Here is a 23,859-nt window from a genome sequence, read left to right on the forward strand (position 1 = left end):
AGCGTGCCGCTGTTTCTGTTTTACGGCCTCACCAAAGGCGCGTTTCTCGCCACCGAAGCGGCCAGCTCGCTCGGCCTTTACCTGAGCAAATCGGTGATCTTTCAACGCTTCGGCGCGCTAACGCCGGACGTCGCGCTGCAGGGCGTGATCGCCGGCTCCTCGCTGATGTTCGGCGCCTTCATCGCCAAGCGGTTTGTGTTGCGGCTCGAGCCGGACGTGTTTCGGCTGGTCATGGACGGCATCATGCTGGCGGCCGGGCTTTCGATGCTGTGGAATGCGATTGGAGCCGGCCAATATTAGGGGTAGGAGCCGTTAAGAACAAAATAGGAACATTGAGATATCCGTGCTATCAACCGCGACGCAATCCAACGGCGACTCATCCTGATGGCCAAATCCACCCTCTCCTTTGTCTGCCAGAACTGCGGCGCAGCGTATAACCGCTGGCAGGGCAAGTGCGAATCCTGCGGCGAGTGGAACACGCTGGCCGAAGAGGACACGACCGGCTCAACCTCGATGCCGGTCTCGATCCGCTCAAAGCGCAAGGGCCGGACGTTTGCGCTGGAGACGCTCACCGGCAAGAGCCATGAGGCCCCTCGGCTCGCCTCCGGGATGGCCGAACTCGACCGCGTCACCGGCGGCGGTTTTGTGCGCGGCTCGGTGCTGCTGGTCGGCGGCGATCCCGGCATCGGCAAATCGACGCTGCTGACGCAGGCAACCTCCCTGATGGCGCGCGCCGGCCATCGCGCGGTCTATATTTCCGGCGAGGAGGCGGTGGCGCAGGTGCGGCTGCGCGCCGAGCGGCTCGGACTGGCCGATGCGCCGGTGCAGCTCGCGGCGGAGACCTCCGTCGAGGACATCGTCTCTACCCTGTCCGAAGGGCCAGTGCCGCGGCTGATCGTGATCGATTCGATCCAGACCATGTGGACCGACACGGTGGAATCCGCGCCCGGCACGGTGACGCAGGTGCGCGCCTCGGCGCAGGCGCTGATTCGGTTTGCCAAAAAATCCGGCGCCGCCATCATCTTGGTCGGCCACGTCACAAAAGACGGCCAGATCGCCGGTCCCCGCGTGGTCGAGCACATGGTGGACGCGGTGCTGTCGTTCGAGGGCGAAGGCTCGCAGCAGTTTCGCATCCTGCGCGCGGTGAAGAACCGGTTCGGGCCGACCGACGAGATCGGCGTGTTCGAGATGACCGGGCTTGGCTTGCGCGAGGTGTCCAATCCGTCGGAGCTGTTCCTGTCCGAACGCGATCTCGGCAGCCCGGGCACGGCGGTATTCGCAGGGATAGAGGGCACCCGGCCGGTGCTAGTGGAATTGCAGGCCTTGGTGGCGCCGACCACGCTCGGCACACCGCGGCGGGCGGTAGTCGGCTGGGACCCAAGCCGGCTGTCGATGGTGCTGGCGGTGCTGGAGGCCCATTGCGGGGTCAAACTCTCCGGCCATGACGTCTATTTGAATGTCGCCGGCGGGCTGCGCATCCAGGAGCCGGCAGCCGACCTTGCGGCGGCTGCAGCCCTGGTGTCGTCGCTGGTCAATGCTCCCTTGCCGACCGATGCGGTCTATTTCGGCGAGATTTCGCTGTCGGGCGCGGTCCGCCCCGTCGCCCAGACCTCGGCCCGGCTGAAGGAAGCCGCCAAACTCGGATTCGGCCGCGCCGTGTTGCCCGAATCGGCCCGCGGCGAGGTCGGCGGCGACGCCGGGCTGTCGCTGACGACGGTGGGCGGACTGACCAGCCTGGTCGCCGATATCGCCGCGCGCGGCACGCCCAGAGCAAACCGGGAGGGCGCGGCTGAAAAAAATGCCACACCGGCGCGTTTCCGTCGCGAGAACGGCTAAAGCGGCGTGACGTTGCCCGCCGCCGCCGCTATACAACGCGCGCACGGCCCGGGATGGCCAAGATTCCGGCCTTGCGGGAAGGGCCATCTGCCCCTCACCTAGGGCGGCACCGACGTTGCCGATTCGCAAGTCTCGAACCTTGATGCGGACCTGACCAGCCGATGCCGATCACGATCCTCGATCTCGCTTTGCTCGCCGTAATGCTGATTTCCGGCCTGCTCGCGATGGTGCGCGGCTTCATGCGCGAGATCCTGTCGATCGCCGCCTGGGGCGCGGCCGCGCTGGTCACGCTCTACGCCTTCGGAAAACTGCTGCCGACCGCCAAAACCTATTTCAACAACGACACCATCGCGAGCGTGGTGGTGGTGGCCGGCGTGTTTGTCGGTACCCTGATCGTGGTTTCCATCATCACGGTGCGAATCTCCGACATGATCCTGGATTCCCGGATCGGGGCGCTGGACCGCACGCTGGGGTTCCTGTTCGGGCTCGCCCGCGGCCTGCTGATCGTGGTCGTGGCCTTCATGTTTTTCAGCTGGCTGGTTCCGGACAAGCAGCGGCCGGACTGGGTAACGGGGGCGAAATCCCGGGTGGTGCTGCAGGGAACCGGCGACTGGCTGATGTCGCTCTTGCCGGATGACCCCGAGAACACCATTTTGAAGAGATTCAAGAAGAATAAACCAGACGATGAGCAGACTGACACCGACCCGGCGGCCGCTCCGGCCAGCGGTGCCGAGGGCTATACCAAACCTGCCCGGGACAGCCTTAAAAAGCTGATCGAAAAGCCCGCGGCGAAGTGAGATCAGACCAAAAGAGAGGCGCGATGGACTGTCAGCAGAGCCCTTCCGATGATCCCGCCCAACACGAACTGAATCTCGGCCCACTGTATCTGGAAGACTCTGACCTCGAAGGCGACAGCTTACGCGAGGAATGCGGCGTGTTCGGCATCTTCGGCCATCCCGAGGCCGCCGCCATCACCGCGCTGGGATTGCACGCCTTGCAGCACCGCGGCCAGGAGGCCGCCGGCATCGTCTCCTTCGACGGCTCGCGCTTTCACAGCGAAAGACGCCTGGGGCTGGTCGGCGACACTTTTTCCCGCCGCGAGGTGATCGAGCGCCTGCCCGGCAATGCCGCGGTCGGCCATGTCCGCTATTCCACCACCGGCGCCACCATCCTGCGCAACGTGCAGCCGCTGTTCGCCGAACTCAACGCCGGCGGTTTTGCGGTCGGCCACAACGGCAATCTCACCAACGGATTGACCTTGCGCCGCGAACTCGTGCGCAACGGCGCCATGATGCAGTCCACCACCGACACCGAGGTGATCCTGCACCTGGTGGCGCAATCCAAGCGCAACCGCTTCATCGACCGCTTCATCGAGGCGCTGCGCGCCATCGAGGGCGCCTATTCGCTGGTGTCGCTGACCAACAAGAAGCTGATCGGCGCGCGCGACCCGCTCGGCATTCGTCCGCTGGTCTTGGGCGACCTCGACGGCCACCCGATCTTCGCCTCGGAAACCTGCGCGCTCGACATCATCGGCGCCAAATATGTCCGCGACGTCGAGCCCGGCGAGATCGTCGTGTTCGACGAGCGCGGCGCGCAGAGCCACAAGCCGTTCCCGCCGAAACCGCCCAGGCCCTGCATCTTCGAATACATCTATTTCTCGCGGCCGGATTCGATCGTCGGCGGCCGCAGTGTCTACGAGGTTCGCAAGAATTTTGGCGCGCAGCTGGCGCGCGAAAGCCATGTCGAGGTCGACGTCGTGGTGCCGGTGCCGGATTCCGGCGTGCCGGCCGCCGTCGGCTACAGCCAGCATTCCGGCGTGCCGTTCGAGCTCGGCATCATCCGAAACCATTATGTCGGCCGCACCTTCATCCAGCCGACCCAGAGCGTGCGCGAACTCGGCGTGCGCATGAAGCATAACGCCAATCGCGCCGCGATCGAGGGCAAGCGCATCATCCTGATCGACGATTCGCTGGTGCGCGGCACCACCTCGAGGAAGATCGTGCGCATGATGCGCGACGCCGGCGCCCGCGAAGTCCATTTCCGCCTCGCCTCGCCGCCGATCGTGCATCCCGATTATTACGGCATCGACCTGCCCGACCGCGGCGGGCTGTTGGCCGCGACCCATAATCTCGAAGAGATGCGCGAGCTGATCGGCGCGGATACGCTGGCGTTCCTGTCGGTCGACGGCATGTACCGCGCCATGGGTTTTCCCGGCCGCGATCCGGCGAACCCAAAATTCTCCGACCATTGTTTTACCGGCGACTATCCGACCCATCTCACCGACCAGACCCAGGTCGAGCCGCAGCCGCGCCAGCTGTCGCTGCTGGCGGAAGCGAGTTGACGCGAAGCGTCATTCCGGAGCGCGCCTAGCGCGAACCCGGAATCTCGAGATTCCCCGATGTGCAATTGCACATCTGAGGTCTGGTCCTCCGGACCATCCCGGAATGACTGTTATCCTTTCGTCATTGCCGGGCTTGACCCGGCAATCCATCCTCTTCGAAAGACTCTTGCGAAGGTGATGGATACGCGGGTCAAGCCCGCGTATGACAATCTGGTATTTTCGTCATGGCCGGGCTTGTCCCGGGCATCCACGTCTGTAAAACCCGCCGCAAAGACGTGGATGCCCGGGCCAAGCCCGGGCATGACGAAGAGAACCGTTTCAATGCCCCACCCCCTCGCTTCCCGCATCGCTCTTGTCACCGGCGCCTCGCGCGGCATCGGCTATGCCACCGCGCTGGCGCTGGCCAGGGCCGGCGCGCATATCGTCGCGGTGGCGCGGACGCAAGGTGGCCTCGAGGAACTCGACGACGAGATCCGCAAAGACGGCGGCGCCGCGACGTTGGTGCCGCTCAATCTCACCGATTTCGACGGCATCGCACGCCTTGGCGCGGCGCTGCACGAGCGCCATGGCAAACTCGACATCCTCGTCGGCAATGCCGGCGTCCCCGGTCCGTCCTCACCGCTCGGACATATCGAGCTGAAACAATGGACCGACGTGATGGCGGTCAATGCCACAGCAAACTTCCAGTTGATCCGTTGCATGGAGCCGCTGCTGAAAAAATCCGATGCCGGCCGCGCGGTGTTCGTCACCTCGGCCGCCTCGCACCGGGCGGTTGCCTATCTCGGTCCGTATGCGGCCTCGAAGGCCGCATTGGAAACGCTGGTGCGGTGCTGGGCGCAGGAGACCGCCAACACGCCCATTCGCGTCAATCTGTTCGATCCCGGCCCGATCCGCACCCGGATGCGCGCAACCGTGTTTCCCGGCGAAGACCCGATGACGCTGGATACGCCGGAACAAGCGGCCGAATACATCGCGCCGATGTGCAGCCCCGGCTGGTCTGAGACCGGCAAGCTGTTCGAATACAAGACGCGCAGCCTGCTGGATTTCCGGGCACCGGCGTAGGCCCGCGGATACGCCGAGAGACTATATTGCCGGGCGGCCTCAGAACGTCTATCGGAAAAGCGGATCGTCTCACCGGTCAATTCAGGGGAAAAGGCTCTGGCAAGAGAGCCCACCCGGCAATCAACACATGGAGGAAATTAAATGAGGACGACACTTGCGCGGCACACTGCCGCGCTCTTCGTTGGCGCTGCGCTTTCGCTCGCGACGCCTGCGCTGGCCCAGGACAAGACCGTCAAGATCGGTGTGCTCAACGACATGTCGAGCCTCTACGCGGACATCGGCGGCCCCAATTCGGTGGTCGCGATCAAGATGGCCGTCGAGGATTCCGGCTTGACCAAGAAGGGCTGGAAGATCGACGTCGTTAGCGCCGATCACCAGAACAAGCCCGACGTCGGCGTCAACATTGCCCGGGGATGGATCGACAACGACAAGGTCGACGCTATCGCCGATGTTCCGAATTCAGGCGTCGCGCTCGCGGTGAACAACATCGTGCGCGAGAAGAACGCGGTGCTGCTCAACTCGGGGGCTGCGACCGCTGCGCTTACCGGTGCCTCCTGCACGCCGAACACCGTGTCCTTCACCTACGACACCTACATGCTCGCCACCGGCACCGGCAAGGCGCTGACCAAGGCCGGCGGCGACAGCTGGTTCTTCCTGACCGCCGATTACGCCTTCGGCGCGCAGCTGGAGCGCGATACCACGGCGGTGATCACCGCCAATGGCGGCAAGGTGGTCGGTGGGGTGAAACATCCGCTCAACACCTCGGACTTCTCGTCCTTCCTGCTGCAGGCACAGGCCTCGAAGGCGAAAGTGATCGGGCTTGCCAATGCCGGTGGCGACACCGACAACGCCATCAAGCAGGCTAGCGAATTCGGCATCGTCGCCGGCGGCCAGAAGCTCGCGGCATTACTGTTGTTCATCAACGACGTGCATTCGCTGGGGCTGAAGACGGCGCAGGGCCTGACCTTCACGGAATCCTTCTATTGGGACATGAACGACCAGACGCGTGCCTGGTCGAAGCGCTTCGCCGCCCTGGCGAACAAGAACGCCATGCCCTCGATGACCCAGGCCGGCAACTACGCCGTGGTGCTGCATTATCTCAAGGCGATGGAAGCGCTCGGCGGCAATCCGCATGACGGCGCCAAGGTCGTCGCCAAGATGAAGGAGCTGCCGACCGACGATCCCTTGTTCGGCAAGGGTCCGCTGCGCGCCGACGGCCGCCGCATCATCCCGGCCTATCTGTTCGAGGTGAAGAAGCCCGAGGAGTCCAAATATCCCTGGGACTATTACAAGCTGATCGCCACCATCCCGGCGGAAGACGCCGCCAAGCCACTCAGCCAGAGCGACTGTCCGCTGGTGAAGAAGTGACTGCGTAGCAGTCATTCCGGGCTGGTGCGCTAGCACCAGACCCGGAATCTCGAGATTCCGGGTTCGCGCCTTGCGCGCCCCGGAATGACTTGTGACACTTGTCGTGAGGATCAACTCGCCGGCGACTTTACCCCGACCGCCAGTGTGCGCGCCGCGACCAGCATCGCCAGCAGCAACAATGCCGCTGCCAGCAGGAACGGCGCGCCCGGCAATTTCACCGGCGCCTGCGCGCCGATGAAATACGCAAATGTCAGCGTGAACAGGAACGGCCCGACGAGCTGCGACACGCTCTGCACGCTCGAGGTCGCGCCCTGCAGCTGGCCCTGCTGCTCCGGCGTGACCAGCCGGGTCGTCAACGCTTGCGCCGCTGCCCCCGCCACGCCCCACAGCGACATCACGGGAATGCCGAGCCAGAACAGCGGTCCCGTCGGCGCCGCGCCGTAAATGAAAAAGCCGGCGGCGCCAAAGCCGAGGCCCAATAGCAGCGCGCGGCGCTCGCCGAGCCGCTTCACGATCGGCCCGATTCCCAGACCCTGCACCGCCATCGAACAGAGGCCGACGATGGCGAGCGTCAGGCCGACCGTCCTGGCATTCCAGCCGTAGCGATAGGTCGCATAGAGCACGAAGGTCGAGGGCAGCACCACATGGGCGACCTGCGCCAGGAAGGTCACCAGCGACAGGCCAGCGAGCACCCGGTCGGAACCGAGTAGCCGCAGCGCGCCGACCGGATTGGCACTCTTCCAGCGGAACGCCGAGCGGCGCTCCGGCGGCAGGGATTCGGGAAGGATCAAAAGACCGTACAGCGCGTTGGCAAAGCTCAAGCCGGCCGCGACCCAGAACGGCAACCGCGGATCCATGCCGCCGAGCAAGCCGCCGACCGCAGGGCCGAGGATGAATCCGGCGCCGAAGGCCACCCCGATCTTGCCGAACATGGTCGCGCGCTGTTCCGGCGGTGTCACGTCGGCGATATAGGCAAACGCGGTCGAGACGCTGGCCGAGGTGATGCCCGAGATCACCCGGCCGACGAACAGCCACGCCAGCGATGGCGCCAGCGCCATCAGCACATAGTCGAGCCCGAGCCCGAAATTGGACAACAGCACCACCGGCCGCCGCCCGAACCGGTCCGACAGGCTGCCGAGCAGCGGCGAGAACACAAACTGCATCAGCGCCCAGGCGGTACCGAACAACCCGAAAATCCGCGCCGCCTGCGCGGTGTCGTTGTCGACGAAACTCTCCACGAGTTTTGGCAGGATCGGCAGGATCAGGCCGAGCGCGAACATGTCCAAGAGGATGGTGACGAAGATGAAGGCCACCGCCGCGCCGCCGGCCGGCGACGCCTGTTGCGGCACCTCGGCCGCGCTTTCGGAAGCCCCCTCGCTCATGACGGTCGCCTGCGCTTGTGGGCGAAAGGGTTTTCCTTCTCGCGCAGCGTAATTCGCACCGGCGTCCCCGGCAGTTCGAAATATTCGCGCAGGGAATTGACGAGATAGCGCAAATACGATTGCGGCACGGCATCGGCGCGCGAGCAGAACAGAATGAAACTCGGCGGCCGCGCCTTGGCCTGCGTGATGTAGTTCAGCTTCAGCCGGCGGCCCGACACCGCCGGCGGCGGATTGGCGTCCACCGCCTGCTCGAACCAGCGGTTGAGCGCCGCCGTCGGAATCCGCTTGTTCCAGACCGCATAGGCCGCTTCGATCGCGCTCATCAGGCGGTCGATGCCCTCGCCCATCAGGCCGGATACCGCAACGACGGGCGCGCCCTTGACCTGGGGCAGCGAATGATCGACCTCGCCGCGCAGCGCCGAGATCAGGTTGGCCTTTCGCCCCATCAGATCCCATTTGTTGACGGCGATCACCAGCGCGCGGCCCTCGCGTTCGATCAGATCGGCGATCCGCAGATCCTGCTCCTCGAACTTGTTCTGCGCGTCCATCATCAGCACCACGACTTCGGCAAAGCGCACCGCGCGCAGCGCGTCCGCCACCGACAGTTTTTCCAGCTTCTCCTCGATCCGCGAGCGGCGGCGGAGGCCCGCGGTATCGAACACGCGAAAATCCCGGCCCTGCCAGGTGATCTCGACCGCGATGGCATCCCGCGTGGTGCCGGCTTCCGCGCTGGTCAACAGCCGCTCCTCGCCGAGCAGATGGTTGATCAGCGTCGACTTGCCGGCATTGGGACGCCCGACGATGGCGACGCGGATCGGACGCTTGGCGATTTCTTCATCGCTTTCAATGATGTCGTCATCGTCGAACGCTTGCGGCTCGTCCGATGGCTCCGGCATCAGCGCGCGCAGGGCGTCGTAGAGATCGCTCAGACCCTCGCCATGCTCGGCCGAAATCTGCACGGGGTCGCCCAGGCCCAGCGCGTAGGATTCCATCGCGCCGATTTCGCCGTGCTTGCCTTCGGCCTTGTTGGCGACCAGCACCACCGGCTTGTTGGCGCGGCGCGCGAAATCGGCAAAGGCGCGGTCGTTCGGGGTCAGCCCTGCGCGCGCGTCGATCACGAACATCAGGGCATCCGCAAGGGAGATCGCCACCTCGGTCTGCTCCTGCATCCGCGCGGTGAGCGAACCCTTGGCGCCCTCGTCGAGGCCCGCGGTGTCGATCAGCGTGAATTCGAGATCGCCGAGGCGCCCCTCACCTTCGCGGCGATCGCGGGTGACGCCGGGGATGTCGTCCACCAGCGCGAGCTTTTGTCCGACCAGCCGGTTGAACAGCGTCGATTTTCCGACATTGGGCCGGCCGATAATGGCAATCGTGAAAGACATCAATAATTCCTGCGCCTTAGAGCGGGATGACTTCATCCCGCTCTAACTTTTCGGTTGAGCATGATCTTTTCGGAAAACCGGTGTCCACTTTGCCGGATCATGCTCTGGGCGCCTGTTCCGCGAAAATGGTGTAACGGCTGTTCCGGCGAATATACGCCGGGATTGCCGGTCCGGCGCTGATATCGAAGGCGATGGAACGAAATCAGCGCGTGACGGCACCGCTCGGCAGCGGCGCCGGGAATGATCCGGGCGCCGGTTGCGGCTGGCCGGACTGCGCCGCTTGAGCCGGTGCCGGTTGGTCGGGCGGCGGCGCGGTGGTGCGCTTGCGGACGATCTTCTTCGGCTTCGGCGCCGGCGGCGCGGCGGTGGTCGAGCCATCCTCTTCGGCGGCGGGGTCGGCGGCAGGCTCCGCCGCGGGCTCGGTGGCGGCGGTCGCCGGCTGCTTTGCCTTGGATTTGGCGGTCTTTTTCGATTTCGGCTCCTCGACCGGCGGAGGCGGCGGGGCCGCCGCGGTCGCCTGCGCGTTCTGCTGATCGAGCTGCTGTTGCCGCTCGACATTGTCCTTGTACAGATCCTTCGGCACGCCCTGTTCGAGGCCGGGCACGCCGTCGGGGAACACCGGCTTGCGCTCGCCCGGCAGCTTCTTCTTGGTGTCGAGCCAGTCGAGCATGTCGGTCGGATCCCAGTTGTAGATGCTGCTCGAGCAGCCCACCAGCGCGCTCGACAGCGCGATCAGGACGGCGGCTGCGATCAATCGTTGCGAGCGGCGCATGGTCGATTTCCCACTCAACTCGTTCTCCGCCGTCAGCTCTTGGCGACCGGCGGCAGCAGCGCCTGCAGCGCCTCGGCACGCGAGCGCAGGCTCGGCGGCGTCTCGCCGTCATTGGCAATCAGGTCCAGCCATTTCCGCGCCGCCGCCATGTCGCCGGCGCGCCAGGCCGACAGCGCCAGTGTTTCGCGCGCGGTATGACGGAAGGTCGCCTCTGGTGCTGCGGAAGATTCAAGCCGCGCCAGCATGTCCGGATAGCTCGCGCTGTCCAGCAGCAATGCGGCCGCCCGGACTTTCGCCAACTCCCGCTCTTCCGTGCCGACACCGCGATCGGCGGCAATCTCGTCGTACATCCTCGCCGCCGCCTTCGGGTCGCGGCTTGCCACCTCACCCGCCGCGCGCAGCCGCGCCAGCATGCGGTAGCCCGACGGCGCTTTCGCAACCAGGTCGTTGAAGGCTGCTTCCGCTTCCGTATGCTTGCCCGCCTCCGAAAGTTCGACCGCCTTGTCGAAGGCAGCGCCTGCCTCGGCCGCCTTCTGCGCCTCGAGATACTCGTAGCCGCGCCAGCCGCCGACCCCTGCGATGATCAACAGCGCGCCGGCGACGATATAGATCGAATATTTCTCCCACAGCTTCTGGAGCTGGTCCCGACGTACTTCCTCGTCAACTTCATCAAATAATTCAGACACTTAAAGATATCCCATCCCCGGCGAGCCGGACCGTGACCAAAAGGCTTGAGAAACGCCCGATCCCCGCGTGGCGGCGGCGATACCCTAGCGATATGGCGCTGGCAAGGCAAAGTAAGCCGGATCAAAGCGTTAACGCTGCAGGCCGGTCGCCGCAGCGCCGCTCTGCGGCCGCCCAATATCCCCGCTTTGCCCGCCCTCGCCCTGCGCCGCCGCCCAGGCCTCGCGCAACTGCCGTTTCAGCACCTTGCCGTTGGCATTGCGCGGCAAGGGTTCTGATGTCAGCGCCATCGTCTCCGGCACCTTGTAATCCGAAAGCCGCTCGGCGCACCAGGCGTGCAATGAGTCCTGCCTGATGCTGTCATCGCGGGTGACGATGACGGCATGCACGCGCTCGCCCAGCACCGGGCATGGCTTGGCGATGATCGCGCTCTCGACCACGCCGGGATGGCCGGCGAGCACGGATTCCACCTCCGCGGAATAGATTTTCAGGCCGCCGCGGTTGATCATGTCCTTCTGGCGATCGAACACGCGCACGAAGTTTTCCTTGTCGATCGAGCCGAGATCGCCGGAGTGCCAGAAGCCGCCGGTAAAGCTCTCCGCCGTCGCCTGCGGATTATTCCAATAGCCGCGGATGACGGAGGCCGAGCGAATCCAGATTTCGCCGATCTCGCCGCGCGGCAGTTCGCAGCCATTGCCGTCCATCACGACGATCTCCGCGCCCGGACAGGGCAAGCCGACGCTGTCGATATGGCTCGCCGTCAGTTCGCCGGGCATGATGGTCGATGGCGAGGTGGTCTCGGTTGCGCCGTAGCAGTTCATCAGCTTCAGGCCGGGAATCCTGGCGTCGAGCTTCTCGATCGTGGCCACCGGCATCGGTGCGCCGCCAAAGCCGCCGATGCGCCAGCTCGACAGGTCGTAGTCGCCGAAATCCGGCTGCAGCAGGCAGAGATTGTACATCGCCGGCACCATCACCGTGTAGGTGACGCGCTCGGATGCGGCGACCTTCAAATATTCCGCCGCCTTGAACTCGGCCATGATGATCAATTTGCCGGCGCAGCAGACCATGGTCATGATGTTGGCGACGACGCCGGTGACATGGCCGAGCGGCACCGCGGCGATCGAGCGATCCTCCGCCGTCAGCTTGAGGCAGGACACGAACACCATCGCCGAGTGAATGATGTTGCAATGCGCGAGCATGGCGCCCTTCGGCCGCCCTGTCGTGCCGGACGTGTAGAGGATCATCGCGGTGTCCTCTTCGCCGACATCGGCTGGAACGGGCGCAGGCGCAGGAGCGAGAAGTTTTGCAAATTGCGAGGGGCTGCCGTCGCTGACGGAAATGCGATGGCTCAGTGCCGGAACATCCTGCGCGTCCGGCAGGCGGTCGGCCAGCGCCGCCTCATGGATCAGGAGTTTTGCGCCACAATCGCTCAGCACATAGGCGATTTCGGGTTTCTGCTGGCGGGTGCCGAGCAGCACCGTCACCGCGCCGAGATGCGCCGCGCCGAACAGCGTCAGCACGAACTCTATGCGGTTGCCGAGCAGCACCGCGACGCGGTCGCCGCGGCGCACGCCGACCTTGTGCAGGCCCGCCGCGACCTGCGCCGATTGCTGCGCGAGGTCACGCCAGCTCAGGCGGCGCTCGCCGCAGACCAGCGCTTCGCCATCGGGATTTCGCGCCACCGCATCCCTGATCATCGCCCAGATGCTGCCGGGACGCTCGCAAAACGCCGGCACCACGCGATCGCCGAAGCGCGTCTCGAACTGCATGGCCGAAATGGGAAAGTGCGACCAGTCCATGTCAACTCCCGAACACGGGAACCCCGATCACCACGGGATGGAAGGCAAAGCCGAGCGCCAGGTAAGCGACGATGCCGACCGCAATGGCGATCAGGTCGTTGCCGACACCGCCGACCGGGATCGGCGGGCCGCCGGCGTCGGTGCGGCGTTTCAGCGAGATGCGGTCGAACACGGCCCAGGCGAGGAAGGCGCCAAACAGGATGATGCCGCCGAGATCGCCATTGGCGAGAAGATGCGCCGCGGCCCACAGTTTGACGCCCGACAGCATCGGATGCTTGACCGCCGTATAGATGCGGCCGCGGACATAGGCCGCAACCACCAGGATGACGGCCGGCAGCATCAGGGCTTCCGTGATGTGCTTGAGCGCCTTCGGCGGATACCAGAGGTCGATCCGCTCTGTGGCGCGATACTGCGCGAAGCCCCAGACGATCAGCGCCAGCCCTGCCAGCGCGATCAGCGCGTAGGCGGCCTTGTAGCCGCTTTCGCCCCATTGCGCGATCAGGCGCGCGCGCGCCTCGCGCCGCGTGGTCAGCGTATGGACGCCGAGGAACAGCACGAGCCCCGCGATCATCACCGTCAGTCCCACGATGTTTCCTCCGTTGCGGCTTGCTTTGGGGCTTCGGGTAACACTTTCGGGGCGGATACCGCAACGCGCTTCGAGCCAGGCGCGATCGCCGAATCGACTTGAACATTCGCCCAGTCCAGTCAAAGAGCTATTCTGACCACATAATAACGCGCCTGGCTGCGGAACATTCGAGACACATGGCCATTGCCTCCTCAGATACATCAGGAGAAACAGTCATGACTAGATTTGGAACGATCGGCGCTGCCTGTCTGGCAGTGGCACTTGCAGCATCGTCCCCCGCGCTCGCACGGGGCGGACATGCTGGCGGCGGAAGTGGCTCTCACGGCGGCGGCGCTCACTTCGCCGGTGGCGGGGCTCGCGCAGGCGGCGCTAGCTTCGCCGGCGGCGGCGCCAGAGCTGGCCACTTCGCGAGCGGCGGCGGCGTCAGGAGCGGCGGATTCCGCGGCGGACGCGGCGGCTATGGACCGGGAATCGCGGCTGGCGTGATCGCCGGCGCCGTTGTCGGCGGCGGCCTTTATGGCGGTTATGCCCCGGGCTACTATGACGATTCCTATGCCTACGATAACTCGCCGGCCTACGACAATGGCTACTACAATGGCGGCTACGACAACGGGTATGCCACCCGCAATGGCTTCGTCTGTCAGCCCGGGACCTGGTTCCGTGGCCAGGACGGTCGTCCACATCTCTGCCAGTAAGCTCACGTTATTTTCTGCGGAAAAAGCGGCCGGATGGCCGCTTTTTTTGTGCGCGTGAAGCGAAGCATTTGGTGCGTTGCAGGGCAGCCCGACTTCTCCTGTTGCGGAAACTGGCGTAGTCTCGAACGAAAGTGGGTCTCTGCGCGGCCTTCGGCGGCGCGATCCCCTGCGGGAGGTTGGCATGCACGACATCGTTATTCGCGGCGGCACGATCATGGATGGCACCGGCAAGGCCGCATTTTGCGGCGACGTTGCCATTGCAGACGGCCGGATCACCGCCGTCGGCGGCAAGCAGGGACCGGCCCGGCGCGAAATCGATGCCAACGGGTTGATGGTGACGCCCGGCTGGGTCGACGTGCACACCCACTATGACGGTCAGGCGATGTGGGATCCGCTGCTGGCGCCTTCATGCTGGCACGGCGTGACCACCGTCATGTTCGGAAATTGCGGCGTGGGTTTCGCGCCGGTGAAAAAGCATCATCGCCAGGCCCTGATGGATCTGATGGAAGGGGTCGAGGAAATTCCCAATCCCGTGCTGGCCGCGGGACTGACCTGGGAGTGGGAAACCTTCCCGGATTTCATGGATGCGCTGGAGCGCCGCGAGCGCGTCATCGACATCGCTGCCCAAGCCGCGCATCTGCCGATGCGGGTCTATGTGATGGGCGATCGCGCCCTCCGCCGGGAAAAAGCGACCGCGGACGACATTGCGCAGATGCGGCAAATCACCGTCGAGGCGTTGCGCGCCGGTGCGTTCGGCTTCACCACGTCGCGGACGGATTCGCACAAGACGCCGGACGGCGAGCTCGTTCCCTCGCGTGATGCGGACGATCTGGAACTGCTCGGCATCGGCTCTGCTCTGAGCGAGGTTGGTGCCGGCACTTTCGGCATGAACAGCGACTTCGACGACGAGGAGTATGAGCTGCGCTGGATGCGAAAGCAGGCAAAGGAAACCGGTCGTCCGGTCTGGTTCCTGCTCACCGATCGCTACGTCGACCCCCAGCGCTGGCGGCGTTTGATGAAAGCGGTGCATACGGCGCGCTCCGAGGGATTGTCGCTGACGGCCCAGATTGCCGGTCGTCCGATCGGCGTGATGATGGGCATCGGCACCGCGCTCAATCCGTTCACCGTGCGGCCGAGCTACAAGGCGCTCGAAAGCCTGCCCATCGACGAGCAGCGCAAGCGGCTGCTCGATCCCGAGCTGCGACGGAAAATCCTCGCCGAAAAACCTTCCGACGCCGAGGTGGCGAAGCTCGCCCAGTTCCGCCAGCTCGTCACCAGCCGCTGGGACAAGTTCTTCACCATGGGCAACCCGCCGGACTACGAGCCGGGACCGGACAAGAGCGTTGCGGCGATCGCTGATCGCACCGGGCGCACTCCCGATGAAGTCGCCTACGATTACATCGTCGAAGAGAATCAGTTTCTGTACTTCCCGGTGGTGAATTACGTGACCGGCGATCACGAGCCGATCCGCGAAATGCTCAACGACCCGGCTTGCCTGCTCGGCTTGAGCGACGGCGGCGCGCACTGCACCTCGATCGTGGATTCGGGCCTGCCGAGTTACATGCTGGCGCATTGGGGGCGCGACCGCAGCCGCGGTCCGCTTCTGCCGCTCGAGCATCTGGTCAAGCGGCAAACATCAGAGACCGCCGATTTCTTCGGTATGTCGGATCGCGGCCGGCTGGTGCCGGGCCTGCGCGCCGATGTGAACATCATCGACTTCGACGCTCTGCGGCTGCACAAGCCGGAGCTCGTGCACGACATGCCGGCTGCCGGCCGGCGTTTCGTGCAACGGGTCGACGGATATGAAGCGACGATTGCGGCCGGCATTCCCATCTTCGAGCGCGGCGAGCATACCGGCGCGATGCCAGGGCGCCTCATACGAGCAGGCCACAATGGTCATCATTGAGCCCGGAAGCTGAGAGCAACCCGTAGCCCGGATGTAGTCGGCGAGTGGCGCGAGCGCGACATCCGCTGGCGTAATCCGGGGCCTTCGCGGATGATTGTCACGTTCCCGGATTGCGCCAGCGGATCGCGATCGGTCGGCCCGCCAGCGAGCCGCCGAGGCTGCCGGTGAATTTCAGCGGCAAAGAAGCGCGGGATTCGGCCGAGACCTGAACTCGCGGCGGCACCATCCCTGTGGACTTGTGCTCGGCAAGGGGACGAATCAGCTGGATTCAGACAAACTACCCACGGAGCGCAACGATCAGAGCAGCGTCTATGAACACTCCGCCAGAGTCTGCTGATCTAGAGGAAATCACAAGGTTTCTGCACAGGTTTGCCGACTTGATGTCGAACGGCTCCAACGCAGAAAATCTGCTCCGCGCTGCAAGGCTTCTGGAAGCGAACGTGAAGCGTGCAACCGAGGCTGAAAGCGCACTTCGACAAGAAAGGTCGAACTGCGCCAACCTCGAAAGCGGAATTGCCGATCTGAAGTCGCAACTAACGACCATTCAAGGCGGCCTGTCTCAGGGCACCCACGTTCTTGCACCGGTCTCGATATTGCGGCTGGCGGCGTCGCAGTTTGAATCGCTGGCCGGTGCATTCGAAAAATCGGGCAACGTCGTCTCGCAGGCAATGTGCGAGGCCAGTGCGTCCACATTGATCAGGGTCCTTGAGGCGGATGCTCCACGGACCGCCGCATTCGCGGAACCGAGGCTATCGAAAATCTAGCCGGCAATGCCGATCAGTCGGGCTTAATGTTGGCCGCCCGAACAACCTTGCCCCACTTTTCTGTTTCATCGGTGATGAGCTTGCCGAACTCGACGGGTGTCATCGGCATCGGAATGACTCCTATTTCGGCGAGCCGCGCTATCATGTTGGGATCGCCAAGAGCCGCGTTAGCCTCCTTGTTGAGCCTGTCGATGATCTCGGCAGGCGTGTTTTTGGGCGCACCGATCCCATACCAGGCGCTCGCCTCGTAGTCCGGTACAAATTCAGCGACGCTCGGTGCATCCGGTAGAATCGCCTGGCGCGTCGCGGTGGTAACCGCCAAGGCGCGCAGCTTGCCGGCTCGGATCAGCTCGACAAGCTGGGAAATCGGGCCAAACACGACCTGCACCTGTCCGCCGAGCAGGTCGGGCAGAAAGCTGCCGCGATACGGAACGTGAAGTAAGTCGACGCCCGCCATCAACTTGAATAGTTCGCCGAAGAGATGGGTCGCGGTCCCGTTACCGGCCGAGGCCATATTGATTTTGCCCGGATTAGCCTTTGCATAGGCAATGAACTCTCCAAGGGTCTTGGTTGGAACCGATGGATTTACCACCATGACAAAGGGACCACGGACAATGCTTGCGACGGGCGCGATGTCGCGTGCAAAATCGTAATTGTGATTTGCGTAAAACGTCTCGTTGATGGCATTCGCCGTCACGACTTCCATGAGGAGCGTATAGCCGTCCGGCGCGGCTTTCACGACGACTTCGGTGCCGATATTGCCGCCGGCGCCCGGTCGGTTCTCAACGACGAATTGCTGTCCCAGCCGCGCCGACAGCGATTGCGCCATAAGGCGCACGATGATGTCGGATGCATTGCCGGCCGGAAAGCCGACGATGATGCGCACTGGACGCGCTGGATAGGTTTGCGCCCATGCGAGCCGCGACACGGTCGGCAACGCGGCAGCACCCGCGGCCAGATGCAGAAATTGACGACGGGGAAGTTTCATGACGTACCCCAAGCGACATGCCGAAGCTATCCCAGTTCTCCTGTCGCTGAAAGCAGTCACGATGTCGCCAATTGGCACATCGCGTCATTTCGGTCCGGATGCGGAATTTGGCCGCTATCGAGGCATAGCGGACATCGATCAAGCCCCGCCAATCAAGTTTGATTTACGAGTACGCGCCCTAGTTGCCGAACGCCTTCTCGGCGGCAGACAGGATCTTGTCGTCGGGCTGTGTGGAGCAGTATTGCGACAGGGCTTTGGTCTTTTCGGTAAACTCCACCGGATCCAGGACGGGAGAGTTCTTCTTGTGTCCGAAATAGCCGCTGAGCCAGAACAGAAATGGGCCGCGGTCGGCGGCGGTGGTTTTCTGCCAGAATTGGTCGCAGGTCATGGCCGAGAAGTCGACCGGCGGCAAAGCGTTCTGCGGGGCAGCTGTTGCCGCGCCGAACGAGCCTGCCATGATCACCAGATAAAGTGCGACTACCGATTTCATGATGTTTCCTCTCCGCAAGCTTTATCCCATTGGGGCGAGCGCACCCAGCCGGCGTCTTGCTTACCAGCCTATCCACATCCATGGCTACCGCCGACCGGCCTCACGGCGTTGCCGATTGTTTCCCCAATACGCGATTGTCGACATAGCGGATCGCTATCGGCCGGCCCGCCAGCGAGCCGCCGAGGCTGCCGGTGAATTTCAGCGGCACGCAGGCATCGAGCGACGAATTGATCGCCTTCAGATAGGTGTCGCGGACATCCGCGGGCACGCCCGCCGTCGCAAAGGTCATGCGCGGCGGCCCGATCAGCTCACCGGAGCGCTTGAAGCTGAAGCGCACCGTCATCTGCATGCCCTCCCGCGCGGCGTCTGCCGGCGGCGGCGACCAGCAGGCGCGCAGCGCCGAAAACAGGTCGCCGATGGTGTCGAGATCGTGGTTGGGTTTCTGGTATTTGGCGGCATCCTCGGGCGGCGGCACGGTATCGATCGTGAGCTGCAGGTTTTCGCCGTAGGGATAGTCGATCTCGGGAATGCAGGGGCCGTGGCTGAGCACGCTGCAGAACGACGGCGTACAGGGATGGTGGGACAGCACGCTGCAGGGCGCGTGCGAAAACGGCGTGGCGTCGAGCTGATGCCGGTGTCGGGCATAGGCCGAGCCGGCGGCGAGCATTGCCGCGATAGTAATGGTCAAAACGAAAGCAACGCGACGGAGCATGGGGCGAGCCCTGCAAGCAAAGTGAAACGCAAAAATGACGCCCACGGCGGCCAGTATCAAGACCGCTCGTGTTCACAACCCTGCGTTCAATGGTCCAATTTCGTCATCACCGGGCTTGTCCCGGTGATCCACGCCTTTCTGTCGTTCTGCCGGCAAAGACGTGGATGGCCGGGCATAGGCGAGCGGAAGCGACGCCGTCCTTCGGACGGCTATGCCCGGCCATGACGAACTGAAAGACAGACCCTCGACCGGGCGACCCAGTATCGCGGAGGGCGACGAGATCAGCTGAACGCAAACGTGCGCTCGCTCGTCACGCCTTCTTCTTCACGTCCTTGACGCTGGAGAAGGTGATGCCCTCGGCGCGTTCCTTGGTGTAGCCGAGGTAGAATTCGTTCCTGGCCAGGAACACGGGATCGCCGTCGACGTCGTCGGCGACGCCGGAGCCGTTGGCGGCGATGAAGGCTTCCAGCTTCTTGCGATCGTCGGAGGAGATCCAGCGCGCCAGCTGAAACTCGCTCACCTCGAACTCCACCGGCAGGGTATATTCGGCGTCCAGTCGCGCCTTTAGCACGTCGAGTTGCAGCGGGCCGACCACGCCGACCAGGGCCGGCGCGCCGTCGCGCGGCCGGAACACCTGCACCACGCCCTCCTCCGACATCTGCTGCAGCGCCTCTTTCAGCTTCTTGGCCTTCATCGCATCCGTCAGCCGCACCCTTCGCACGATCTCCGGCGCGAACGACGGCACGCCGACGAAGGTGAGGTCCTCGCCTTCGGTCAGCGTGTCGCCGATCCGCAGCGTGCCGTGGTTGGGAATGCCGACGACGTCGCCGGCGAAGGCCTCGTCCGCCAGCGCGCGGTCCTGGGCAAAGAAGAATTGCGGGCTCGACAGGCTCATGTTCTTGCCGGTGCGCACCAGTTTGGCCTTCATGCCGCGGGTGAGTTTCCCGGAGCACAGCCGCGCGAAGGCGATGCGGTCGCGATGGTTCGGATCCATGTTGGCCTGGATCTTGAACACGAAGGCGCTCATGCGCGGCTCCGCCGCCTCGACCTTGCGCAAATTGCTTTCCTGCGCCCGCGGCGGCGGCGCGAATTTGCCGAGCCCTTCCAGGAGATCGCCGACGCCGAAATTGCGCAGCGCGCTGCCGAAATAGACCGGCGTCAGATGGCCCTCGCGAAACGCTTCCAGCTCGAACGGCTTGCAGGCTTCCGACACCAGCGAAAGCTCTTCCTTGATCGCGCCGACGTCGAGATTGGCGTTGCGGCCGGCCAGTTCGGAAATATCGATCTGTTGCGCAGCGCCGGTCTTGGCGCCGCCGCCTTCCAATAGCCGCACCCCGCCATTGACGACGTCGTAGGTGCCGAGGAAATCGCGGCCGCGGCCGACCGGCCAGGTCATCGGCGTGGTGTCGAGCGCCAGCGTCTTCTCGATCTCGTCGAGCAGGTCGAAGGTGTCGCGGCTCTCGCGGTCCATCTTGTTGATGAAGGTGATGATGGGAATGTCCCTGAGACGACACACCTCGAACAATTTTCGGGTCCGCGCCTCGATGCCTTTCGCGGCGTCGATCACCATCACGGCCGAATCCACCGCCGTCAGCGTGCGATAGGTGTCCTCGGAAAAATCCTCGTGGCCGGGCGTGTCCAGCAGGTTGAACACCACGTCCTCGAATTCGAAGGTCATCACCGAGGTGACCACCGAGATGCCGCGCTCGCGCTCGATCTTCATCCAGTCGGAACGGGTGTTGCGCCGCTCGCCCTTGGCCTTGACCTGGCCGGCGAGATTGATGGCGCCGCCGAACAGCAGCAGTTTTTCGGTCAGCGTGGTCTTGCCGGCGTCGGGATGGGAGATAATCGCAAAAGTTCGCCGCCGCGCCACTTCCTGGGCGAGCGCGGAACGGGGCGGCGATTCGGCTGATACGGCGAGATCGGTCATGGGCCAGAGCGTGTGGCAGGGAAAGCGGGGCGGATCAAGCGGGATCGGCATGCCCCATATGGGGATTCCGGGTTCAAAACGCCAATCAGGTCAGCGGGTATTATCGCAGCAGCGACACCGCCCAATAGGTCAGCGCCGCGACGCCGGCGGAAGCCGGAATGGTGATGATCCAGGCGTAGACGATCGAGCTTGCCACGTTCCAGCGCACCGCCGAGACCCGCCGCGCCGCGCCGACGCCGACGATGGCGCCGGTGATGGTGTGTGTGGTCGAAACGGGCACGCCGAGAAGGGTCGCCATGAACAGGGTGGCCGCACCCCCGGTCTCCGCGCAAAATCCCTGCATCGGCGTCAGCTTGGTGATCCGCAATCCCATGGTGCGGACGATGCGCCAGCCGCCCATCAGCGTGCCCAGCGCCATCGAGGCCTGGCAGGCCAGCACCACCCAGAACGGAACGAAGAACTCGCTACCGAGCTGCCCCTGGGAAAACAGCAGCACCGCGATGATGCCCATGGTCTTCTGCGCGTCGTTGCCGCCATGGCCCAGCGAATACAGCGAGGCGGAGGCGAATTGCAGGATACGGAAGGCGCGGTCGACCGCGAACGGCGTCGAGCGGACCGAGGCCCAGGACACGATCGCGACCAGCATCATCGCCAGCAGGAAGCCGATCACCGGCGACAGCACGATCGCCAGCAGCGTCTTCGACAGCCCGCTCCAGACCGCTGCCGACAGCCCGGCCTTGGCCATGCCGCCGCCGACCAGTCCGCCGATCAGCGCGTGCGAGGAGGAAGACGGGATGCCCAATCCCCAGGTGATCAGGTTCCAGACGATGGCGCCGACCAGGGCGGCGAAGATCACCTGCGTATCGATAATGCTGGGTTCGACGATGCCGGTGCCGATGGTATGGGCGACGTTGAGCCCGAATACCGTGAAGGCGACGAAGTTGAAGAACGCCGCCCAGAACACCGCGTAATGCGGCCGCAGCACCCGCGTCGAGACGATGGTCGCGATCGAATTGGCGGCGTCGTGCAACCCGTTGAGGAAGTCGAACAACAACGCGACCGCGATCAATCCGACCAGGATGGGAAGACCAATCGCGGCGTCCACCTGATGGCCCTGCCCTATACCTGTTCGATCACGATCGAGTTGATCTCGTTGGCGACGTCGTCGAAGCGGTCGGCAACCTTCTCGAGATGATCGTAGATCTCGGCGCCGACGATGAAATCCATGACGTTGGCATTGCGATGCTTGAGGAACAGCTCCTTCAGCCCGATGTCGTGGAGATCGTCGACGCGGCCTTCCAGCTTGGTCAGTTCCTCGGTAATCGCGGTCAGCATCGCGACATTGTCGCCGATCGCCTGCAATAACGGCAGCGCGCGGCCGACCAGGTTGGCGCATTCGACCAGCAGCGTCCCCATCTCGCGCATCGGCGGCTCGAAGGTGCGAACCTCGAACAGGATGACGGCCTTGGCGGTCTGCTGCATCTGGTCGATGGCGTCGTCCATCGCGGTGATCAGGTTCTTGATGTCGCCGCGGTCGAACGGGGTGATGAAGGTGCGGCGCACCGCGGTCAAAACCTCGCGGGTGATGTTGTCGGCGTCGTTTTCGAGCTGGTTGACGCGCTGGCAGAACACCGGCGTCTCCTCGCCACCCCGCAGCATGCCCCGCAAGGCCAGCGCGCCCTGCACGCAGGTTTGCGCATGGCGGGCGAACAGTTCGAAAAACCGCTCCTCCCGCGGGAGAAGGGCGCGAAACCAACGCAGCATCGGAAAATGTCCATGTCCGAGAAACGGGCTGGCCGGGCGGCCTGTCACAAAACTGTCATAGACCATTTCCCGGGAAAGCACGTCACCGGCCGCTCAAACAACCGGGTCATCCACCGATTTGTGGCGCCGGAAAAAGTTCCGGAAATTCTCGGCCGTCAGAGCGAGCGGCGGAAGAAATGCGCGATCTCGCCAACGATACCGCGGCGGAAGGTCAAGACGCAGACCACGAAGACGGCACCCTGGATCACCGTGACCCACTGCCCGAGGCCGGACAGATATTGCTGCATGGCGACGATGATGAAGGCGCCGATCACCGGGCCGAACACGGTGCCGAGGCCGCCGACCAGCGTCATCAGCACGATCTGCCCGGACATCCCCACTTCGACGTCGGTCAATGAGGCATTCTGCGCAACGAACACCTTCAGCGCGCCGGCCAGTCCCGCCAGCGTTCCCGACAGGATATAGGCAAGCAGCTTGTACTGATCGGTCTTGTAGCCGAGCGAGATCGCGCGCGGCTCATTCTCGCGGATCGCCTTCAGCACCTCGCCGAATGGCGAGTTGATGGTGCGAAAGATCAGCAGGAAGCCCAGCAGGAAACCGGCGAGCACGACGTAATAGAGGATAGTTGAGTTGGCGAGGTTGAAAATGCCGAACAGGTAGCCCTGCGGAATGCCCTGGATGCCGTCCTCGCCATGGGTGAACGGCACCTGCACATAGATGAAATACAACAGCTGCGACAAGGCGAGCGTGATCATCGCGAAATAGATGCCCTGGCGGCGGATCGCGACGAGCCCGGTGATGACGGCAAGCCCGCCGGAAGCGGCGGTGCCGGCCAGGATTCCAAGTTCGGGCGACAGGCCCCAGACTTTCAGCGCGTGTCCGGAGACATAGCCCGCCGTCCCCAGGAACATCGCGTGGCCGAACGACAGCAATCCGCCATAGCCGATCAGGAGATTGAAGGCGCAGGCCAGCAGCGCAAAGCACAGCGCCTGCATCACGAAGAACGGATAGAGTCCGGTAAACGGCACGATCGCCAGCATCGCCGTCATGACGGCGAACGCGATCATCTCGTCGCGGATCGCGCGCGGGGTCACCGGAATGGTATCGTCGGTCATCGCCGTCATGTCAGGCCGCCCGTCCTGTAAGTCCTGTCGGCTTCACCAGCAACACCAGCACCATCAGGACGAACACCACGGTGTTGGAGGCTTCAGGATAGAAGTATTTGGTCAAACCCTCGATCACGCCGAGCGCAAAACCCGTGACGATCGATCCCATGATCGAACCCATGCCGCCGATCACCACCACCGCGAACACCACGATGATCACATTTTCGCCCATCAGCGGCCGCACCTGATTGATCGGCGCCGACAACACGCCTGCAAGCGCTGCAAGGCCGAC

At 64.1% G+C, this 23,859-nt stretch carries 22 protein-coding genes and 1 pseudogene; 9 read left to right on the forward strand and 14 right to left on the reverse strand.

Annotated elements, in window-relative coordinates:
• The 6 genes and pseudogenes from VK804_RS20450 to VK804_RS20475 form a co-directional block, all read left to right on the forward strand.
• A pseudogene (locus VK804_RS20450) lies at window positions 1-300 on the forward strand (sulfite exporter TauE/SafE family protein); the annotation flags it as partial.
• An 84-nt stretch (window positions 301-384) separates the two neighbouring features.
• Window positions 385-1,836, forward strand: a complete 1,452-nt coding sequence (radA, locus tag VK804_RS20455) for a DNA repair protein RadA (protein WP_325373584.1) — start codon at window positions 385-387, stop codon at window positions 1,834-1,836.
• A 161-nt stretch (window positions 1,837-1,997) separates the two neighbouring features.
• Window positions 1,998-2,633 (forward strand): CvpA family protein, encoded by a 636-nt coding sequence (locus VK804_RS20460; protein ID WP_325373586.1) that lies wholly within the window; start codon window positions 1,998-2,000, stop codon window positions 2,631-2,633.
• A gap of 23 nt (window positions 2,634-2,656) precedes the next feature.
• Window positions 2,657-4,177, forward strand: coding sequence for an amidophosphoribosyltransferase (gene purF / locus VK804_RS20465; protein WP_325373588.1), 1,521 nt, complete (start codon window positions 2,657-2,659; stop codon window positions 4,175-4,177).
• Between the two features lie 321 nt (window positions 4,178-4,498).
• The gene (locus VK804_RS20470; RefSeq protein ID WP_325373590.1) at window positions 4,499-5,239 is read left to right on the forward strand and encodes an SDR family oxidoreductase; all 741 of its coding nucleotides are present in this window, start codon (window positions 4,499-4,501) and stop codon (window positions 5,237-5,239) included.
• Between the two features lie 141 nt (window positions 5,240-5,380).
• Entirely contained in the window at window positions 5,381-6,607 is a 1,227-nt protein-coding gene (locus VK804_RS20475) for an ABC transporter substrate-binding protein (protein WP_325373592.1), read from the forward strand.
• 110 nt (window positions 6,608-6,717) lie between these two features.
• Here the strand turns inward: VK804_RS20475 and VK804_RS20480 are convergent, their stop codons facing one another.
• From VK804_RS20480 to VK804_RS20505, 6 genes are all read right to left on the reverse strand, one after another.
• Window positions 6,718-7,989, reverse strand: coding sequence for a TCR/Tet family MFS transporter (locus tag VK804_RS20480; protein ID WP_325373594.1), 1,272 nt, complete (start codon window positions 7,987-7,989; stop codon window positions 6,718-6,720).
• Window positions 7,986-9,371 (reverse strand): ribosome biogenesis GTPase Der, encoded by a 1,386-nt coding sequence (gene der / locus VK804_RS20485; protein WP_325373596.1) that lies wholly within the window; start codon window positions 9,369-9,371, stop codon window positions 7,986-7,988. Before der ends, VK804_RS20480 begins: the two co-directional genes overlap by 4 nt.
• Before the next feature lie 202 nt (window positions 9,372-9,573).
• The gene (locus VK804_RS20490) at window positions 9,574-10,143 is read right to left on the reverse strand and encodes a hypothetical protein (protein ID WP_325373624.1); all 570 of its coding nucleotides are present in this window, start codon (window positions 10,141-10,143) and stop codon (window positions 9,574-9,576) included.
• Window positions 10,144-10,175: 32 nt separating this feature from the next.
• Window positions 10,176-10,829, reverse strand: a complete 654-nt coding sequence (locus VK804_RS20495; protein WP_325373598.1) for a tetratricopeptide repeat protein — start codon at window positions 10,827-10,829, stop codon at window positions 10,176-10,178.
• Between the two features lie 129 nt (window positions 10,830-10,958).
• Window positions 10,959-12,626, reverse strand: coding sequence for a class I adenylate-forming enzyme family protein (locus VK804_RS20500; protein WP_325373600.1), 1,668 nt, complete (start codon window positions 12,624-12,626; stop codon window positions 10,959-10,961).
• A gap of 1 nt (window position 12,627) precedes the next feature.
• On the reverse strand, window positions 12,628-13,212 hold the full coding sequence (locus tag VK804_RS20505; RefSeq protein WP_325373602.1) for an NnrU family protein: 585 nt from the start codon (window positions 13,210-13,212) through the stop codon (window positions 12,628-12,630).
• Window positions 13,213-13,427: 215 nt separating this feature from the next.
• Here VK804_RS20505 and VK804_RS20510 point away from each other — a divergent pair, with 215 nt between their 5' ends.
• The 3 genes from VK804_RS20510 (at window position 13,428) to VK804_RS20520 (ending at window position 16,577) form a co-directional block, all read left to right on the forward strand.
• Complete coding sequence (locus VK804_RS20510; protein WP_325373604.1) at window positions 13,428-13,907, forward strand: hypothetical protein; 480 nt, start codon at window positions 13,428-13,430, stop codon at window positions 13,905-13,907.
• Window positions 13,908-14,088: 181 nt separating this feature from the next.
• Window positions 14,089-15,813 (forward strand): N-acyl-D-amino-acid deacylase family protein, encoded by a 1,725-nt coding sequence (locus VK804_RS20515; protein WP_325373606.1) that lies wholly within the window; start codon window positions 14,089-14,091, stop codon window positions 15,811-15,813.
• Between the two features lie 311 nt (window positions 15,814-16,124).
• Window positions 16,125-16,577 carry a hypothetical protein gene (locus tag VK804_RS20520; RefSeq protein ID WP_325373608.1) on the forward strand — a complete coding sequence of 151 codons (453 nt, stop codon included), beginning with the start codon at window positions 16,125-16,127 and terminating at the stop codon, window positions 16,575-16,577.
• Between the two features lie 13 nt (window positions 16,578-16,590).
• Here VK804_RS20520 and VK804_RS20525 read toward each other — a convergent pair whose 3' ends face one another.
• The 8 genes from VK804_RS20525 to VK804_RS20560 all read right to left on the reverse strand — a co-directional run.
• Window positions 16,591-17,565, reverse strand: a complete 975-nt coding sequence (locus VK804_RS20525) for a tripartite tricarboxylate transporter substrate binding protein (protein ID WP_325373610.1) — start codon at window positions 17,563-17,565, stop codon at window positions 16,591-16,593.
• Between the two features lie 178 nt (window positions 17,566-17,743).
• Window positions 17,744-18,055, reverse strand: coding sequence for an HdeA/HdeB family chaperone (locus tag VK804_RS20530; protein WP_325373612.1), 312 nt, complete (start codon window positions 18,053-18,055; stop codon window positions 17,744-17,746).
• Window positions 18,056-18,155: 100 nt separating this feature from the next.
• A complete protein-coding gene (locus VK804_RS20535; protein ID WP_325373614.1) occupies window positions 18,156-18,767 on the reverse strand; it encodes a hypothetical protein in 612 nt (203 codons plus the stop codon).
• 310 nt (window positions 18,768-19,077) lie between these two features.
• Complete coding sequence (locus VK804_RS20540; RefSeq protein WP_325373616.1) at window positions 19,078-20,697, reverse strand: peptide chain release factor 3; 1,620 nt, start codon at window positions 20,695-20,697, stop codon at window positions 19,078-19,080.
• Window positions 20,698-20,797: 100 nt separating this feature from the next.
• Window positions 20,798-21,802: an inorganic phosphate transporter gene (locus VK804_RS20545; RefSeq protein WP_325373618.1), complete on the reverse strand. Its 1,005-nt coding sequence runs from the start codon at window positions 21,800-21,802 to the stop codon at window positions 20,798-20,800.
• A gap of 14 nt (window positions 21,803-21,816) precedes the next feature.
• Window positions 21,817-22,461, reverse strand: coding sequence for a DUF47 domain-containing protein (locus VK804_RS20550; protein ID WP_325373620.1), 645 nt, complete (start codon window positions 22,459-22,461; stop codon window positions 21,817-21,819).
• 155 nt (window positions 22,462-22,616) lie between these two features.
• A complete protein-coding gene (locus VK804_RS20555) occupies window positions 22,617-23,585 on the reverse strand; it encodes a branched-chain amino acid ABC transporter permease (RefSeq protein WP_325373622.1) in 969 nt (322 codons plus the stop codon).
• Between the two features lies 1 nt (window position 23,586).
• Window positions 23,587-23,859, reverse strand: a 273-nt coding sequence (locus tag VK804_RS20560; protein ID WP_414642817.1) for an ABC transporter permease subunit, incomplete at its 5' end; no start/stop codon positions are given.

The organism is Bradyrhizobium sp. (assembly GCF_035484855.1).
GTDB lineage: Bacteria > Pseudomonadota > Alphaproteobacteria > Rhizobiales > Xanthobacteraceae > Bradyrhizobium.